This is a genomic window from Chryseobacterium echinoideorum, assembly GCF_007474535.1.
Taxonomy (GTDB): Bacteria; Bacteroidota; Bacteroidia; order Flavobacteriales; family Weeksellaceae; genus Chryseobacterium; species Chryseobacterium echinoideorum.
Map to the genome: position 1 here is coordinate 90,333 of NZ_VKNW01000012.1, position 16,515 is coordinate 106,847.

Annotated in this window: 14 protein-coding genes and 3 tRNA genes; 12 read left to right on the top strand and 5 right to left on the bottom strand. The window is 33.4% G+C overall.

All coding sequences use genetic code 11. The features are described 5' to 3' along the window. Positions 1-38 precede the first annotated feature (38 nt). Positions 39-1,502: an RNA polymerase factor sigma-54 gene (gene rpoN / locus FOL89_RS15115; RefSeq protein ID WP_144283629.1), complete on the bottom strand. Its 1,464-nt coding sequence runs from the start codon at positions 1,500-1,502 to the stop codon at positions 39-41. A 743-nt stretch (positions 1,503-2,245) separates the two neighbouring features. Here rpoN and FOL89_RS15120 point away from each other — a divergent pair. From FOL89_RS15120 to FOL89_RS15175, 12 genes are all read left to right on the top strand, one after another. Continuing rightward, positions 2,246-2,319, top strand: a tRNA-Asp gene (locus FOL89_RS15120). Positions 2,320-2,350: 31 nt separating this feature from the next. Then, a tRNA-Asp gene (locus tag FOL89_RS15125) sits at positions 2,351-2,424 on the top strand. Positions 2,425-2,456: 32 nt separating this feature from the next. Beyond that, a tRNA-Asp gene (locus FOL89_RS15130) sits at positions 2,457-2,530 on the top strand. A 276-nt stretch (positions 2,531-2,806) separates the two neighbouring features. Then, positions 2,807-3,655 carry a helix-turn-helix domain-containing protein gene (locus FOL89_RS15135; RefSeq protein ID WP_144283630.1) on the top strand — a complete coding sequence of 283 codons (849 nt, stop codon included), beginning with the start codon at positions 2,807-2,809 and terminating at the stop codon, positions 3,653-3,655. Positions 3,656-4,277: 622 nt separating this feature from the next. Next, a complete protein-coding gene (locus tag FOL89_RS15140) occupies positions 4,278-4,799 on the top strand; it encodes a hypothetical protein (protein WP_144283631.1) in 522 nt (173 codons plus the stop codon). Positions 4,800-4,876: 77 nt separating this feature from the next. After that, a complete protein-coding gene (locus FOL89_RS15145; RefSeq protein WP_144283632.1) occupies positions 4,877-5,668 on the top strand; it encodes a fimbrial biogenesis chaperone in 792 nt (263 codons plus the stop codon). After that, positions 5,661-6,686, top strand: a complete 1,026-nt coding sequence (locus FOL89_RS15150; protein ID WP_144283633.1) for a hypothetical protein — start codon at positions 5,661-5,663, stop codon at positions 6,684-6,686. Before FOL89_RS15145 ends, FOL89_RS15150 begins: the two co-directional genes overlap by 8 nt. A gap of 7 nt (positions 6,687-6,693) precedes the next feature. After that, positions 6,694-9,489: a COG1470 family protein gene (locus FOL89_RS15155; protein WP_144283634.1), complete on the top strand. Its 2,796-nt coding sequence runs from the start codon at positions 6,694-6,696 to the stop codon at positions 9,487-9,489. 142 nt (positions 9,490-9,631) lie between these two features. Beyond that, positions 9,632-10,165, top strand: coding sequence for a glycine zipper family protein (locus tag FOL89_RS15160; protein WP_144283635.1), 534 nt, complete (start codon positions 9,632-9,634; stop codon positions 10,163-10,165). Positions 10,166-10,218: 53 nt separating this feature from the next. Next, on the top strand, positions 10,219-11,853 hold the full coding sequence (locus FOL89_RS15165) for an LIC_10190 family membrane protein (RefSeq protein WP_228444936.1): 1,635 nt from the start codon (positions 10,219-10,221) through the stop codon (positions 11,851-11,853). A 52-nt stretch (positions 11,854-11,905) separates the two neighbouring features. Next, positions 11,906-12,976: a chorismate synthase gene (gene aroC, locus FOL89_RS15170; RefSeq protein ID WP_144283636.1), complete on the top strand. Its 1,071-nt coding sequence runs from the start codon at positions 11,906-11,908 to the stop codon at positions 12,974-12,976. A 16-nt stretch (positions 12,977-12,992) separates the two neighbouring features. After that, positions 12,993-13,556, top strand: a complete 564-nt coding sequence (locus FOL89_RS15175) for a thioredoxin family protein (RefSeq protein ID WP_144283637.1) — start codon at positions 12,993-12,995, stop codon at positions 13,554-13,556. 69 nt (positions 13,557-13,625) lie between these two features. Here the strand turns inward: FOL89_RS15175 and FOL89_RS15180 are convergent, their stop codons facing one another. From FOL89_RS15180 to FOL89_RS17605, 4 genes are all read right to left on the bottom strand, one after another. Further along, positions 13,626-14,522, bottom strand: coding sequence for a hypothetical protein (locus tag FOL89_RS15180; RefSeq protein ID WP_144283638.1), 897 nt, complete (start codon positions 14,520-14,522; stop codon positions 13,626-13,628). Between the two features lie 57 nt (positions 14,523-14,579). Then, positions 14,580-15,146, bottom strand: coding sequence for a DUF6705 family protein (locus FOL89_RS15185; RefSeq protein ID WP_144283639.1), 567 nt, complete (start codon positions 15,144-15,146; stop codon positions 14,580-14,582). 42 nt (positions 15,147-15,188) lie between these two features. Further along, the gene (locus tag FOL89_RS15190; RefSeq protein WP_144283640.1) at positions 15,189-15,758 is read right to left on the bottom strand and encodes a DUF6705 family protein; all 570 of its coding nucleotides are present in this window, start codon (positions 15,756-15,758) and stop codon (positions 15,189-15,191) included. A gap of 10 nt (positions 15,759-15,768) precedes the next feature. Next, positions 15,769-16,515: hypothetical protein (locus FOL89_RS17605; RefSeq protein WP_185146990.1), on the bottom strand; the 747-nt coding region annotated here is incomplete at its 5' end.

Here is a 16,515-nt window from a genome sequence, read left to right on the forward strand (position 1 = left end):
AAAATAAAGGCTTGAATATAAAATTCAAGCCTTTATTTTTAAAGTTCTTTTCTTAGTCTTGCCACCGGAATATTGAGCTGTTCGCGATATTTTGCAATCGTCCTTCTTGCAATATTATAACCCTGCTGCTTCAGAATCACCACAAGAGCATCGTCCGTAAGCGGCTTTCTCTTATTTTCTTTACTGATAACTTCCTGAAGATGATTTTTAATTTCTTTTGTAGAAACCTCCTCTCCATCGTCATTTGTAAGACTGTCAGAAAACAGATCTTTCAGGTAAATAATTCCGTTCGGTGTATCCGCATACTTACTTTTCACTACTCTGGATATTGTAGAGATGTCAAATCCTGTAATATCTGCAATATCTTTCAGAATCATTGGCTTTAAAGACTTCTCATCTCCCGTAATAAAATAATTATGCTGAAATTTCACAATAGCATTGATCGTTTGCAGCAAAGTATTCTGTCTCTGGTTAATGGCATCAATATACCATTTTGCGGCATCCAGCTTTTGCTTGATAAAAAGAGCAGCCTGCTTGTGTTCAGAAGAATTTTTATCATGGGAATATGTTGTTAAAATGTCTTTATATTCCTCAGAAACTCTTAAGGTAGGAGCATTTTTACTGTTTAATAAAGGAATTACCTGCCCGTCTTTTACCTGAATAACAAAATCCGGAATAATCTCCTGATTAATTGTAATGGTTTGAGTATCAAAGTTCCCACCTACTTTTGGAGATAATTTTGAAATCTCTTCTAAAGCAGCTTTCAAATCTTCTTCTTCAATATCGTATTTCTGAATAATTTTATTGTAATGTTTATTCGTCAATGCATCAAACTGAAAACGCAATATATTTGCAGCCAAAGAAACGGCTTTATCTGAACTTACTTTTTTCTCAATCTGTAGCAAAAGACACTCCTGAAGACCTCTCGCCCCTACTCCGGGCGGATCAAGTTTCTGAATATAATTTTCTAATATATCTTCTACTTTTTCCTGAGTTGTATAAATTCCCTGCGAAAAAGCAAGATCATCAACAATAGATTTAATTTCTCTTCTCAAATAGCCGTCTGTGTCGAGATTACCAATGATATACTCAGCAATTTTCAAATCTTCGTCTGAAATATTGATGAGATTAATCTGCTCCATTAAATAATCGAACAGAGACTGACCTTCGGTAAGAAGACTTTCATTATCAAAATCTTCATCATCTGCTGAATAATTACTTGATGCTGTTTTATAACTTGGTTCATCATCATAAAGATACTCATTAACATCGAAATCGGTTTCAATACTTTCTGTACCTTCAGCTTCGTAGGAATCATCTACCGAAGAATACTCATCATCCGGAGTTTCTTCTTTAGCAATTTCAAGTGCAGGATTCTCTTCCAACTCTCTTTCCAGCTCTTCTTCAAACTCCAAAGTATGAAGCTGAATCAACTTCATCAGCTGAATCTGCTGTGGTGCAAGTTTCTGACCTAACCTAAGTTGTAAATTTTGTTTTAGCATACTCTACTTGGTGTTTGTTAACATAATTTATGACGAATTTACTACTTTTTTTTGAATTTATAAACTTTTAGCACGATTTTTGATATAGAAATTTTCAATTACCACAAAATCACACTGTAACAATATTTAAGGTGATTTATATTTCTTAGCTCCCTTAAAATATTCATAAGATTACTCCTTTCAACCATACCCATATTTTACTCTTTATCCTAAAGACTATAGACATTGTTAAAAATTTGCAAAACTAACTTTAAAGATCAGAATTATATATATACTCAAAGCTTTCAAGTTTTTAAAGAGAATATTTTCTAAAAAGTCTATTACTTTATCAATACTTCTATTATGCATTTTTTGCATCTACATCAAAATCACTAATAATTAAATTGTATATATTGAAAAGTTTTGTTTTTCATTATGATCAAGACACCTCACTTATCTCCAGAAAAACTAAGACTTTTAAAAAACACAATGCTTATTACTATTTTAAATTACAAAATAAATTTCTATTTAACAGAAATACTTTATAATCCGGACACAGAATAGATCCATAAATCAATTGGAAAAACGTAAAGAATAAGAATCAAAACAGGCACAGCATTTACATTATGAAATAATTCTTTTGATTTTCTGTCATTTAACTTTAATTCACAAAAAATATATAATCAAAATTTGCAGATAATGAAAAAAGCTATATATTTGCAACCACAATAATCAAAGGTAATACTTTAAAGATTATAAAAAATGATCCGGTAGTTCAGCTGGTTAGAATGCCGCCCTGTCACGGCGGAGGTCGCGGGTTCGAGTCCCGTCCGGATCGCAAGCTTTTACAATTTTAGCTCTAAAAAATTGATCCGGTAGTTCAGCTGGTTAGAATGCCGCCCTGTCACGGCGGAGGTCGCGGGTTCGAGTCCCGTCCGGATCGCAAGCTTTTACAATTTTAGCTTTAAAAAAATTGATCCGGTAGTTCAGCTGGTTAGAATGCCGCCCTGTCACGGCGGAGGTCGCGGGTTCGAGTCCCGTCCGGATCGCATAAAAATCCACTTCTCTTTAGAAGTGGATTTTTTTTAATTATTATGGTTTATTATTGAAGATGTAGAAAAATGATTAGTCCATAGTAAACACATCAGTTGATCACTTTTTCATAAACTTAAACATCTCACTGCTTAAATTTACAATATAATCAATCATATTATATTATGAATTGATAATTTTTGAAATAAAAATGATTTTTAACATGAATATTATTAATCAAATACCTTATTTTTGACTAATAATATTTTAAATAAAATACATTTTTATACACCATGTACAAAATAGCAGAGGAACTACGTAAAAATGGTTTTAGCATTCATCCTGTGTCAAAAATAATAGAACGCAATAATTTTTCAAAAAGATTCAACACGCTTGAATATTTTTGTATTTACCTTGTAGCGCAAGACCTGGAGATACTCGTTGAAGGCAAAAAATATTACATCCCGGGAGGAAATGCAGTTTTCGTAGGACCTTACAAACAGATCGAACTTGGGGAGGTTTTAGATAAAGATATTTACGTTATTGCTTTTAACCGTTACTTTTTCGACAAGACTTCAAAAGATAGCTTTTATCTTAACTCACATCTGTTTTTTAATTTTAAATCCGAAATATCTTTTTCGCCATATTACGGAACCAATGAATACAACAATATTCTTTTAGTAGAAAGACTGCAAAAATTTTCAAAACTTAACGATGAACGAATTTATTTAGCCGCAGCGCACAATGCAATTGAGAGCCTTATTCTTGATGCGTATCTAAATGATAATTCTATCGAAAATGATACGCTAGAAAAACTAGAATCTTCAAACCTGGTCAATAAATTTACTGTTTTGCTTCAAAGAGATTATAAAACTCATAAAAAAGTATCTCATTACGCAGACCAACTAAGGGTTTCCAGTAGAAAACTTAGCGAAACCACTGAATTAGTTTACGGAAAATCTGCAAAGCAGATGATCATTGAAAAAGTAAGTTTTGAATGCGAAAAAGCAATAAGGTTCTCTACCCGTTCACTTTCTGAAATAGCGTTTGAGCTTGGCTTTAATGATGAAGGAAACTTTACCAATTTCATCAAAAAACATTTGGGTAAAAAGCCATCAGAAATGCGAGCTATTATTGGTTAAAACCCTAATTTATCACTCTATACTACTTATACATACCATAATATTACCTTTAATGGTCTTCTATTATCTGGGTATACTAAAAAACAATAACAATCTATAAATCAATTATTTAAAATTATTTTTTACGTAAAAATTTATAAATTTATACGTAAAAATTATTAAATCAAACCCAGCATAGTTTGCTTTCCTATGATAATGTAGATACATTTGTAATATAAATAACAGCAAATAAAATTTTTAAACTATAAGAATAAAACAACACACCAAATCACAAAGTTTTATTAGTATCAATAATCTATTCTTTTCAACTACGCATTCAGTATATTAATAAACTTTTCATCATTCAGTTTTCAGAAAGGCAACAGGATTTCTTGTAATTTAACAACAAGTCCTGTTGTCTTATTTTTGTTCTAAAAATATGGCAAAATATACACTACAAGGCGATTCGCCATTATACAATTAATAAAAATAAGCCATTATTTAATTGAAACTACAGCAAATAAGATAATATTTGTAAAAATTCACAAAAAATAAACCTTTTTTTGCAAATCCCAGTACCCGAATACGTTATAAATTTGCAGCCAGAAAAGAATAGATATTAATACATTAAAACTGATTGACAATGAAACAAATTTTATTGACAGCTGTAGCTTTGCTAGGCTTCGCAACAGCAAGCGCACAAAACGTGACTTTGAATGTGGTGTTAAAACCGATCCAAACCCTTGTGGTAAATAATCAACAAAAAACTGTAAATTTAGAATACTCAACTACAGATCATTATGCTAATGGTGTTGAATCTAATAATACAGACCACCTTAACATTTATAGTACAGGAGGATTTGAGGTAAAAGTAAAAAGCGGTAATGCTGTTTTACAGAATGGGGGTAAGCAAATTCAGGCAAGTAGTATTCAGGTAAAAGCTACTCCAGGATCAGATGCTGTAAATGGAGCTCAATACGCTCAAAACGTAACGCTTTCTCCTAACGAAACGACTTTAGTAACATCATCAACCGGTGGTGTGAACAAAAAAATCAGTGTTCAGTATAAAGGAGCTGGAGGAAACGAGTACATTAACAACTATATCGCAAACCAGAACCCGACTACTTATAAAACTGAATTAACTTACACGATCGTAAGCCAATAATAGGATAAGCTATAAAAGCTATAAAAGTGTCACAAATCTATTGTGACACTCTTTTCATATAAAATAAAAATTTGACAATGAGAAATTTTGCATGGTTATTTTGTTTTATGATTATTCAAATCAGTGCACAGACAGGAATTTCTGTTTCTCCGCCCAGAGTTTATTTTGAGTCGACAGCAGGAAGCAGCAGTACTCAAAAAATTACCATAACCAATGTAAGTGCAAAAAATTCGTTAGATCTTGCTGTTAGTCTGGGAGACTGGGAATATGATGAAAACGGAGAAAATATCATGCATCCTGCCAATACACTCAAAAACTCTTGCGCAAGCTGGATAAGCGTAAAAAAAGAAGATAATTATTTTAGTCTGGCTCCGGGAGAAAGAAAAGATCTGGACGTAACGATTACACCTCCTGTTAACAATAAAGATCAATTGCCTTCTCATACCGCAGTTTTATTTGTAAGCCAGATGAATCCTGTAGATGATGTAGACACACAAGGCTCAAAAATAAAAGTAAGTGTACGCTCAGGAATTAAAATTTTCCATAAGTCTAATGAAGTCATCAAAAGAAAAGTGGAAATAAAAGATCTGAGATTCGATGCTGCAAAAAAGATACTGAATTTAACATTTGAGAATCAATCTGAAATATGGACAGATGGCAAAATAATCACAGATATTATCAACACCAATACTGGTAAAAAACTGACCATAGAACCGCTAGTCTTTTATACCCTTCCGGGAAATACACGAAAAGTAAGCCTTCCTATAAATAATCTGGAGGAAAAAGGCTCTTACAATGCATCAGTAATCATTGATTATGGAGACAACGAAACCTTAGAAATGGCGGAACTAAATTTTAAATATGAATAAACTCTTTGTTTTTCTTCTTTTAGCTGTAAATTTTTTTTGTAATGCACAGGTTTCTTTTACTTCGTGGATTAACAGCTATATGCAGATTAACTCATATAATGGCAACAATAATCCTGATGCATTTACTGCAACTTTTGCAGCCAATGGCAATCTCAATATGCCTTATTGGAAACTTTCCGCAAAATTGAAACAAAATATCACCTCACAAAACGGACAATATACCATTCCTGGAAACAAGTTATCTTTTCAACCGATTTCCACATCAGGACAGGCTCAGCCAAACTCAATACCAACAATCTCACAGATAGGAGCTCCTCTTAATATTTTTTTACAGGAAAATGCAGAAGTGTTTCTCGTTCCTCAATCCAATGCACCTTTTTACAATATGCCTCCCCAGCCGAACGGATATTATAATCTACAGATGAAATACGGCATAACCTTAATAGGTGGCGGTTATCTTGCCAATTATCCTGCGTGGACCAGATTCTATGCACCTGTTGAATTTACAGCTTATGATCAGTACAATAACATTATTGGAAGAATGAATCATACTTTTCAGATTCAGATTGGCACTCTATCCGGAACTCCGCCTGTTCAGCAGGAATTTTCTCTACAAATTAATACCAATGCTGCGAATGGATTATTAGAATTTAAAAGCATGCAGGATTACAATGAAGGAAAAAGCGTGACCTATACTAACGGAATGCAGGTAAGCTCCAACACTAATTTTCAGATTAAAGTAAAATCTTTACAAAGCAATCTCATTTCTAATGGCGGAGATACCATTCCCATCAATGCGATTCATGTGGTTTTGCAGTCATCTAATCTTGCTAACCAGACTGTTTTCCCTATTACTTTAAGTGTTGCCAATCAAATCATAGCACAAGGAAACACTTCACAAACCACTACTTATTCTTATGATATAAAATATTTTACCCTTCCGCAGGATGAGCTTCTCATTAACGCAAAACCTCAAAATTATTCTACAACTTTACAGTACGAGATCACCCCTCAATAAAATCTAAATGATACCTCCAAAAGGCAGAAAACTTTTGCTCAATTTATTTCTATCTATTGTATCCGTATGGATCAGCGGGCAAAATACATCTTCCAATATTTCATTAGAAATTGAAAAAAATTCCTCTACATCCAACTCAAAAATATTGAGTCTTGTTATTGCTGTTCAAAATTTCAATCCTATACCTTTTTCAGGAAAAATAAGATATAAAGTTCCAAAAGGATTTAAAGTAATTTCCAGCGATGAAACTCCAATAGAACTGAAAGCCAATGAAAAAATTTTTGTTCCGGTAAGAGTTGTTATTGGATCGGACGCACAAGCCGGGATCTCCCCTATCCAAATACAGCTATTCAATCAACTTGAAACGCTTATTACCGAAAAAACTGAAAATTATACTGTCAACATTAGTAATGAACTGACCATGACAGTATTAAATTCCAATATCTACAGATCCTCATCAGATGAGCCTTTAGAAATCAGAGTTCGAGTTCTGAATTCAGGAAATATAGATCAAAATATTACTGTGGTCTGCAAAATTCCCGATCCTTCGAATGGAAATATTTTTATGGAACAGCACGCAGAGATTCCTGTAAGGAAAGACTCTACTTTTGTTTTCAGATATACTGATACACAAAACTTATCAAGGGGATCCAATCTTATTGTAAGTTTGTCTGCTTTCAGAAATCCTGAAAAAGAAATTTTCAGTACTTCCAATGTTTTGGTAAAGAATATTGCCAGTGTGCAAAAATATCAGAATCCTGAATTTTTCAATTTATCTCAAGAAGCCAGAAACGAAATCACTACCAGCTACAGAAGAGTGGGAGAAAATATAAATATGTATCAGTTACTGGGTGCGGGAGGAGTCAACCTTCCTTCAGGCTATCTTTTTATGAAAGGAAATATTGCATTGCTCAACAGCCAGCAACAGCCTTTGGTAACCAATACAAATATTCAATTGAAACAGGGAAATAATTTTTATAGTGTAGGAAGCATCAACAAATTATTAGAAATGACTCTTGTCGGAAGAGGAGCCGAATACAGTCATACTTTCAGAAACAACAAAAAAATAGAAATAGGTATTGTAGATCAAAACTTTAATCTTATTGAAAGAAATAGTTTTTTGAAATACGGTTACGGTTTTTTTACAAAGGGAACTTTAAATGCTAAAAACAATTCCAGAAATGTTTCTGCTGCATATATTTACAGGAATGATCCGTTTGAGAAAAGCAGCAATCATATTTTGGGAGGTGAGGGAAATTATACCTTTAATGAATTCTGGACAGCCAATGGAAAGCTGAACGCAGGTCTTACCTCGTACGAAGATCTGAAAACCATGAAGCCTTCTTTTTCTGCTGAAAGCAACTATTCCGGGATAATTAAAAATTATTTAATCACCGGAAATTACTTTTATAGTTCAGATTATTATCCCGGAAACCGCCGTGGAAGTATACAGCTTCAACAAAATATTTCTGCTAATTTCAAAAACTATAATTATTTTGCCAATATTATTTATTCTAATTTCTCACCTAAATTTTATTTTTTCACCAGACCCCAGATCTCCGAAAATACCAAAATAGAACTGGGTAGCAAATTTCCTAAAATTGGCAACTTTAATTTAGGAGTGATTTATCAGTTTCAGAATGAAAAATCAAACAGTTACAATAATTATTTCGGAAGCTGGGAAGACAATGTAATCAGAAAAATATCTGCTCACAGGATCATAGAACAGCTGTCATGGAATCACATCAGGTCAAAACAATCTGCGCTCCTATCCGTAGAAACCGGCTTTGCACAATATCCCTCCTCTGATGCTCAGAAGTTTCAGATAAAACTGAATGCCAATTATAGTATTAAAAACTTTAATTTTAATACAATTTACCAATCCGGAAGCTATTATTTATCAGAATATGCCTTTTCACAGCTTACCGCAGAGAAAGTAGATTATAAAAAACTGAGTATGTCTCTATTTTATAATAACGATTTTTATAAAGATAAGCTTAACCTCAGCACCGGAGTTTCTTATGTGGATGACGTCATTTACGGAAAATCGCCATCAGCATTTCTAAATACAAGATACAACAGCAAAAATTTCAGTATTTTTCTTAATTCCACATGGTACAATTATGCGGTAGGAACATTAGCCAGTAACATCCTTACTTTTGAATTAGGTTTTACTCTTAATCTTAAAAAAACAGTTTTAAATCCGGAAAAGAAAGGAAAAGTAGAGATATTTGCTTTTTATGACGAAAACAATAACAATCTTTTTGATCAGGATGAAAAAGCGGCCGCAGGTTATCTTATTAACATTAATGACATTGCTCTGAAAACCACTTCAGAAGGCACAGCTTTATATAAAAATGTTCCTTTTGGGAAATATAACCTGAAGCAGCACATACAACAGGGATGGTATTATAATGAAACTGAGTTTGAAATCAACCAGTATAACTATCCGCTATTGGTTCCACTTCACCAAAACGGTACTTTACAAGGAAAAATTACTTTTGATTATAATACAAAAACAGCCGTTGAGTTTGAGCATCGTGCTTCTTCTGTATCTTTCAGCATTATTAAAAACAATGAAGTTGTTCAAAGACTTTACAGTGATGATGACGGACATTTCACCTCTTTTCTCCCTACAGGAAAATACATTATCAGCCTGAACGAATCTACTCTTCCTTCCAACACCTATTCTGAGAAAAACTCTATGGAAATAGAAATTAAAGCAGGTCAGATTTCAGAACTTCCAAATTTTGTTATTAAAGTAAAGGAAAAAAAGATCAATAAAAAGGTTTTTAGCAACTAAAACAGCTTTTCAGTACAGGTAAATAAATATTTTTACAAAATTTAATTATTTTAACATTTCCTTAACTAAAACTTGGCTTCATAATTGAGAATAAGTTAACCATAAGCGATTATTGCTTACAATTAATTTAAAAATTTGAGTTATGAAAAATATAGTTTTAGCAGGAGTAATCTCAATATTTGCAGTGACAGCCTGTAAGAGAAGTGAAGATAAGGTAGCTGAAAAGACATTAGAACAGCAAAAAATGGAATTTCAGGTAAGACAGCTTGAAATAGAAAAGCAAAAACTGGCTATAGAAAGAGAAAGATTTGAGTATGAAACTCAGAAAAGAGCAGACAGCATTGCTACAGCTCAACAGGCAAAAACAGCAGCTGCATCTAAACCTCAGGTAATCAGAGAAACTAAAACAGTTTATCGTGATGCCCCAAGATCTTCGTCAGGCGGAAGTAGCTCAAGTAGCGGTGCTTCTCAGGGAACGACAGCTCAAAAACAGGGAATCAGTGAAGCTGCAAAAGGTACTGCCATTGGTGTAGTAAGTGGTGCTGCATTGGGAGCGATAGTTAATAAGAAAAATCGTGGCGGAGGTGCAGTAGTTGGAGGTATTATCGGTGGTGCAACCGGATATACATTGGGTAGAGCACAAGATAGAAAAAGCGGAAGAGTACAGCCAAAATAATTTTATATACATATACTTTCAAAGAGATTGCTTATTTTTAGGCAATCTTTTTTATGCTTTTATTATTTTTTTCATCCGTTTTTATCATTCCTGCTCTTATGGGGTGGGGTAAATTACTGGAAAAAATAATTCCGGCTGACCTTTGCGGAGTGTCAGGTAAATCTTTGAACGGAATTTTATTTTTAGGGCTGCTTTTGTCTGTGGTCTCATTTTTTATTCCTCTTGATCTGAATGTGGAAATTCCGGTTGTGATTATTGGTCTTTCTATTTTTTTCAGAGAAAAACTTTACGAATATTTTTATAAGATTCAGAAAAAAAATTTTGGAATCCTGACCTTTTTTATCCTCATCATTCTATATTGCGGTTCCTCATATCCTTTTATTGTAGATCATTTCGGGTATTATATCCCTACCATAAAATGGCTTACGGAAGTGGGAATTGTAAAAGGAATATCAAATCTAGATCTTATTTTGGGACAAATGTCTGTGTGGCATATTTTGCAAGCAGGCTTCAGTAATTTCTGTGATCCCTTTTTTAAATTAAACAGCATATTGCTCATTATTTATGTTTTTTATATAATTGAAAACAAAAGCTGGATCCACCTTCTTTTTGTTCCTTTTTTAATATTTTTCACCCAATCTCCGAGTCCGGATCTGCCTGTGATTATTTTTTCGCTGATTATCGTTAATGAAATCTTCACAGGAAATAAAAACATCTCTTTTTTGTTCGCTTTAGCAGTTTTTGCTTTTACTGTAAAACCTACAGTCATCTGGCTGCCCTTGTTTGTGCTACTCTATTCTGTGTTCAGTATGAAAATGAATATTCAGAAATTAATTTTTGGCAGTTGTATTTTTTCTTTATTTATATTTAAAAATATCTGGACATTTGGCTTTCCTGTATTTCCGGTTGCAGTCTTAGATCTCGGAATATCCTGGAAACCTAATCCTCAGCTTTTACAGTCATCTTCTGAATTTGCCATATCAAAAACCTATGACGGACAGTATACTTACGATGAAATCTTGCAGTTTACATGGTTAGATTATATTAAAAACTGGTTTTTTGTTTCCGGAATAAAGTCAGTTATTAACATTACTTTTATTCTGAGCCTTATAGGATTTATTATATATGGTTTAATTCAAAAAAAGAAAATCGTTTCACTTTTGGTCGTTTCTGTTTTGGCTAAAAGTATTTTGGTTCTGCTTTTTTCAGCCCAGTACAGATTTTTTCTGGATGTATTTTTTGTCATATTTTTTGTGATCGGTTTCCAGATACTGAAGAGAAAAGCTGTCATTGCTTTTTCAGCGATAGTAATGATCATTTTTTCAGGATTATTTACATTCCCCGCTTATATTCAGCATTATATTCCAAGTTTTAATCCGGGAAAACTGATTGTGAAAAAAGATCTGAAACAACTTTTTGCGCCAACCAATTACGAATATAAAAACTTCACCCGTTTTAAAGTTGGAAATCTTAATTTCAATGTTTCAAAACAATATCCTTTTAATTTTGAAACGCCTATTCCTGCTATTTCAACGAGTTTTGTCTTAGATTATCAGAAGGCAAAAATATTTCCGCAACTTATAGACAAAAATGACATCAGAAAAGGTTTTATCTGGAAAAAACTTAATTCAGCAGAAGAAAAAGAGGTTGATAAAGCAATAGAGACAATTAAAAATGACTATCACTAAAGTAACCAGCAAACACCTCCTTTTTCTAAATAAAAAGCAATAATTTTGCAGTATGTTCAATTCATTAGGCAATCTTCTTAATCTTACCACCTTAGGTGAGAGTCACGGCAAAGCTTACGGCGGAATCATCAATAATTTTCCTGCCGGTCTGGAAATCAATTTCGACAAAATACAATACGAATTAGACCGCAGAAAACCTGGTCAGTCGGCAATTGTTACCCAAAGAAAAGAGAGCGACACCGTACAGTTTTTATCCGGAATTTTTGAAGGAAAAACGACCGGAACTCCTATTGGGTTTCTAATTGAAAATGAAAATCAGAAGTCTAATGATTATGATCATATTGCAGCATCTTACCGCCCAAGTCATGCAGATTTCACTTATGACCAAAAATTCGGCATTCGTGATTATCGCGGTGGTGGAAAATCTTCTGCACGGGAAACCATCAATTGGGTAGTTGCAGGAGCTTTAGCCAGACAGCTTTTACCTCAAATTGAGATCAACGCCTATGTTTCTTCCGTAGGAGAAATCTTTTGTGAAAAACCTTATCAGGCATTAGATTTTTCTAAAACCGAAAGCAATGAAGTACGCTGTCCCGATATGGAAACAGCCGAAAAAATGATTTCGAAAATTAAAGAAATCAAAAAACAAGGCAACACTATCGGCGGAACGGTTACCTGTGTTATCAAAAACGTGCCTGTAGGAATTGGTGAGCCTGTTTTTTCTAAATTACAGGCAGAACTGGCAAAAGCAATGCTCAATATGAATGCCTGCAAAGGTTTTGAATATGGGAGCGGATTTTGTGGGGCAAAAATGACCGGCTCCGAGCATAATGACGAGTTTAATCCCGATTTCACCACCAAATCAAATCTTTCCGGTGGAATTCAAGGGGGGATTTCTAATGGAATGGATATTTATTTCAGGGTAGCTTTTAAACCTGTCGCAACTATTCTGAGACCTCAGGAAAGTGTAGACAAATACGGAAATGCTGTTACCGTAGAAGGAAAAGGAAGACACGATCCGTGTGTGGTGCCCAGAGCGGTACCTATTGTAGAAAATCTTGCTGCTTTTGTGTTGGCAGATTTATTTTTGATCAGTAAAACAAGAAATATAAATCAATTTTAAAATAATCTATTGAGTAATGAAAAATTACTGGGACAAAGCTATTTCTTTCGAGGAATATGTACAGACAGGGAAATCCAGGCTGGAAAACCCTGCCAATCAGCAGGAAGTCGATTTCAGACATTATTATGAACTCGGACTTCAGAGAATCGACAGAACTTTAAAAAAATATATTCCCAATGAAGAGCAGCTTGCTGAGCTTCAGTCTAAAAACTTTGACGGAAAAATTCTGATCATTTCGGAAGTATGGTGCGGTGATGCAAGTGCAACAGTTCCTGCTTTGGTGAAATTTTTTGAGGGTAGAAATGAAGTGAAAATTTTCCTTCGGGACAGCGACAAAAGCCTGATTAATCAATTTCTAACCAACGGAACAGAATCTATCCCGAAGGTCATCATTCTGGATAAAGATTTTAACCTAAAAAATTCGTGGGGACCACGTCCGAAATTTGGGCATGAGCTTCTTCTAAAATACAAAGCCGATCCTGAAAACTATACCAAAGATCTATTTTATAATGATCTGCAGGTGTATTATGCCAAAAACAGAGGCAAAGATGCGGTACAGGAGATTTTGGAACTGTTGTAAAGTTTTCATTGATTACCAAAAAAGGTTGTTTCGCTTTGAGACAACCTTTTTTTGGTATTTTAAATTTCTTTATCTACTATCTAATGTTAGTAAATCTTCTACATATATTCCTTTCAACGGATATGCTTTTCCTTTTTTAATTTTAAAATTTTTTTTGGGAAATGAGTTTTCAATTTCTTCTTTAGGAAATGACGAATCTGGAAGATCGAAATTAACCGACTTATCAAACTCTATAGATGTAAATTTAAGCCTTTCCAAACCAAATATCTGGTTAAAAATAGGATGAAAAGGAATTGCCCATCTCCCGTCTCTTGTCTTGTAAACCGGAAAAAATCTATACTTTAAATAAATGAGTTCACCGCAAAAGTCTCCTACATAAATTAAGACATTTTCGTAATTTTTGAATATAGCATCATGAGTGCTATTATGATCATATGCCGTGAAATTGATAATCTCCTCAGGATAATGTTCTCCGAATTCCTGTTCAATTTTATAAGTAGCATTGTATTTAGAGTCCATCAGCATATAGCAATAATCTGATGTATCTGCATACGTTACATTTATTTTCTTACCTACAAATACATATTTTTTTGAAGGTGTCTTCTGATTACATTGTTTGGGCTTAATGCAGGGTTTTGGTCTGAACTCTATAATTATATCCTTTTTTTTCATTAAATCTGATACTGCATACTTTTCGGGATAAAACCTTCTGATATCATTTTCAAATAATAAGGTATCTTTTAATCTTGCATTGATAGAAAAATAGCCGTTTTCATCTGTATAAGTAACAATATCTGGATTTGATGTTACTTTATCTCTTACAGAAAAATCTTTTACATCTAATTTATTAAGTTTTTTAATCGTATCGTTTAATGTAATAAAACTAATTCTATAGCCTTCTTTAGGTTGTTTTACAAAACCCTCTACCTTAACTTTCTGACATATATAAAGCAGAATGATAAGCAAACTAAAATATGTGATAATGTCTTTTTCAAGGTTAATTATTTAAGTAAAGGAATATTACTACTGCTTTGTAAAAATTAAATCTTTTGTTACAGGAAGATAAACTTTTGTATCGGGGTTTCCGGGACACTCACTATTCTTATCTACAAAAATTCTACCCTCTGGTCGGTATTCCCAAGACAATTGTGTAGAGCTAATTTTAAAAAGAAATACTCTTCCCCAGCCTACACCGCAATTTGTTCCCGGATAATGAAGTACAACTGCATTTTCCTGCGGAGCAGACCAGATACTGTAAAAATCATTCTGAGTATTATTTTGGGTATCCTGGAGAACAGCACCTGATGAGTTTTTTACGGTGTATCTTATCACTACAGCATCAGTATAATATTCCTTATTTGGTATCTCTTCTAACTTATTTTCTATTTTAGTTACATATAAAATTATATTTTTATCTTCGAAATTGGCTTTATAAATGCCAACAAATTGATTTAAATCATTATTAAGGTCTTTTACATGTCCTCCTTGGACAATATCGTCCATACGCGTATTTAGTGGATAGATCTGAGCTTTGCAATTGATTACACTAAGTAAAACAGCAAAAATGATGATAATTTTAGTGTTTTTCATAATTTCTTCTCTGAAAATAACCTTTTTTAAAAGACTTTGTCTTTACTGCTTCGTAAAAATTAAATCTTTTGTTACAGGAAGATAAACTTTTGTATCTGGATTTCCAGGACATTCTATACTTTTATCTAAGAAAATACTACTATTAGGCCGATATTCCCAAGACAGTTGCGTGGGATTAATTTTAAAAAGAAATACTTTTCCCCACCCGACTCCGCAATTTGTTCCCGGATAATATAGAGCAACACCATTTTCCTGAGGATAAGACATCATACTGTAAAAATCATTTTGAGTATTATTCTGAGTATCCTGAAGAATAGCCCCATTTTGACTTTTGACAGTATATTTAACTGTTAAAGCATCCATGTAGTATGATTTTGTGAGTCTTTCTTTTAACATATGTTCTACTTTTGTAATATATAATGTAGTTTCATTTCCTTGATAATTCGCTTTATATATTCCTGTAAACTGATTTAATTCATTATTCAAATCTTTTATGTATGAATATGCGGGTATATTTTCATAATCAGTATCTAATGGATAAGTCTGTTGTGCTTTACAATTTATAAGATTAACAAGCACGAATAAAAAGGTGATAATTTTAGTATTTTTCATAATTGTTTTTTTATGGGCATGGTACAGGAGTGGTTGTACCATCAGGGTTCAACTGTATAGTATTGATAGTTCCGCCTTTTTCTATTTTTTGTAATGTAATTTGATTGGGAACAATATTCATTTTAGCTAATATACCAAAAAATAGTTGTTCTAATCCCCGAGCATTTAAGCTCGCTGTTGCATTCAATCCATTTCTTAAAGAGGGGATTTTTAAAAGTTTCATTTCTAATTCAGTAAAATCATCTTCCGCTTTTTTAATTTCTTCTTTACTCAGAGTTGCAATAGCACCCGTTGTAGAAATATCTCCGTTAAAACGCAATAGATAATTATGGTATACGAAGTTATCGGGTGGGCAGTTGCAGGTTTCGTAGGCAACCACCCCAACAAAGGCATCTTTTGCCGTAGCAGAATTCTGTTGGTATACAACGGTTTTGAACAGGGCTCGTATATCTTTAACTGATAACATTTTTGTGCCTGATGGTGTATGGTTATGGTAAACACCTTTGTAGCCTGAATATAATGAGAGATTTACTTCGTGGTCTTCACCAGTAATAAGAGCTGACGTAGTATTATCATTCATATACAAAAATGCTTTTTCACCCTTATCTGTGCCTAACTTTACAGACTGCGCCTCCAAAGAATCAATTTTATTTTTTACCACAGGACTTGCCAGCAATGCTTTTGTTTTTTCGCAGGGGTTGGTTCTTACAATCGGCTCAGACGGCATTCCTATATAGCATCCCGTTGGGCTTACCAA

Excerpts from the sequence above, each read along its gene's own strand:
- FOL89_RS15140 (WP_144283631.1), top strand. The coding sequence starts at position 4,278 with ATGAAACAAATTTTATTGACAGCTGTAGCTTTGCTAGGCTTCGCAACA.
- FOL89_RS15150 (WP_144283633.1), top strand. The coding sequence starts at position 5,661 with ATGAATAAACTCTTTGTTTTTCTTCTTTTAGCTGTAAATTTTTTTTGT.
- aroC (WP_144283636.1), top strand. The coding sequence starts at position 11,906 with ATGTTCAATTCATTAGGCAATCTTCTTAATCTTACCACCTTAGGTGAG.
- FOL89_RS15135 (WP_144283630.1), top strand. The coding sequence starts at position 2,807 with ATGTACAAAATAGCAGAGGAACTACGTAAAAATGGTTTTAGCATTCAT.
- FOL89_RS15155 (WP_144283634.1), top strand. The coding sequence starts at position 6,694 with ATGATACCTCCAAAAGGCAGAAAACTTTTGCTCAATTTATTTCTATCT.
- rpoN (WP_144283629.1), bottom strand. The coding sequence starts at position 1,502 with ATGCTAAAACAAAATTTACAACTTAGGTTAGGTCAGAAACTTGCACCA.
- FOL89_RS15185 (WP_144283639.1), bottom strand. The coding sequence starts at position 15,146 with ATGAAAAACACTAAAATTATCATCATTTTTGCTGTTTTACTTAGTGTA.
- FOL89_RS15160 (WP_144283635.1), top strand. The coding sequence starts at position 9,632 with ATGAAAAATATAGTTTTAGCAGGAGTAATCTCAATATTTGCAGTGACA.
- FOL89_RS15190 (WP_144283640.1), bottom strand. The coding sequence starts at position 15,758 with ATGAAAAATACTAAAATTATCACCTTTTTATTCGTGCTTGTTAATCTT.
- FOL89_RS15175 (WP_144283637.1), top strand. The coding sequence starts at position 12,993 with ATGAAAAATTACTGGGACAAAGCTATTTCTTTCGAGGAATATGTACAG.
- FOL89_RS15145 (WP_144283632.1), top strand. The coding sequence starts at position 4,877 with ATGAGAAATTTTGCATGGTTATTTTGTTTTATGATTATTCAAATCAGT.
- FOL89_RS15165 (WP_228444936.1), top strand. The coding sequence starts at position 10,219 with ATGCTTTTATTATTTTTTTCATCCGTTTTTATCATTCCTGCTCTTATG.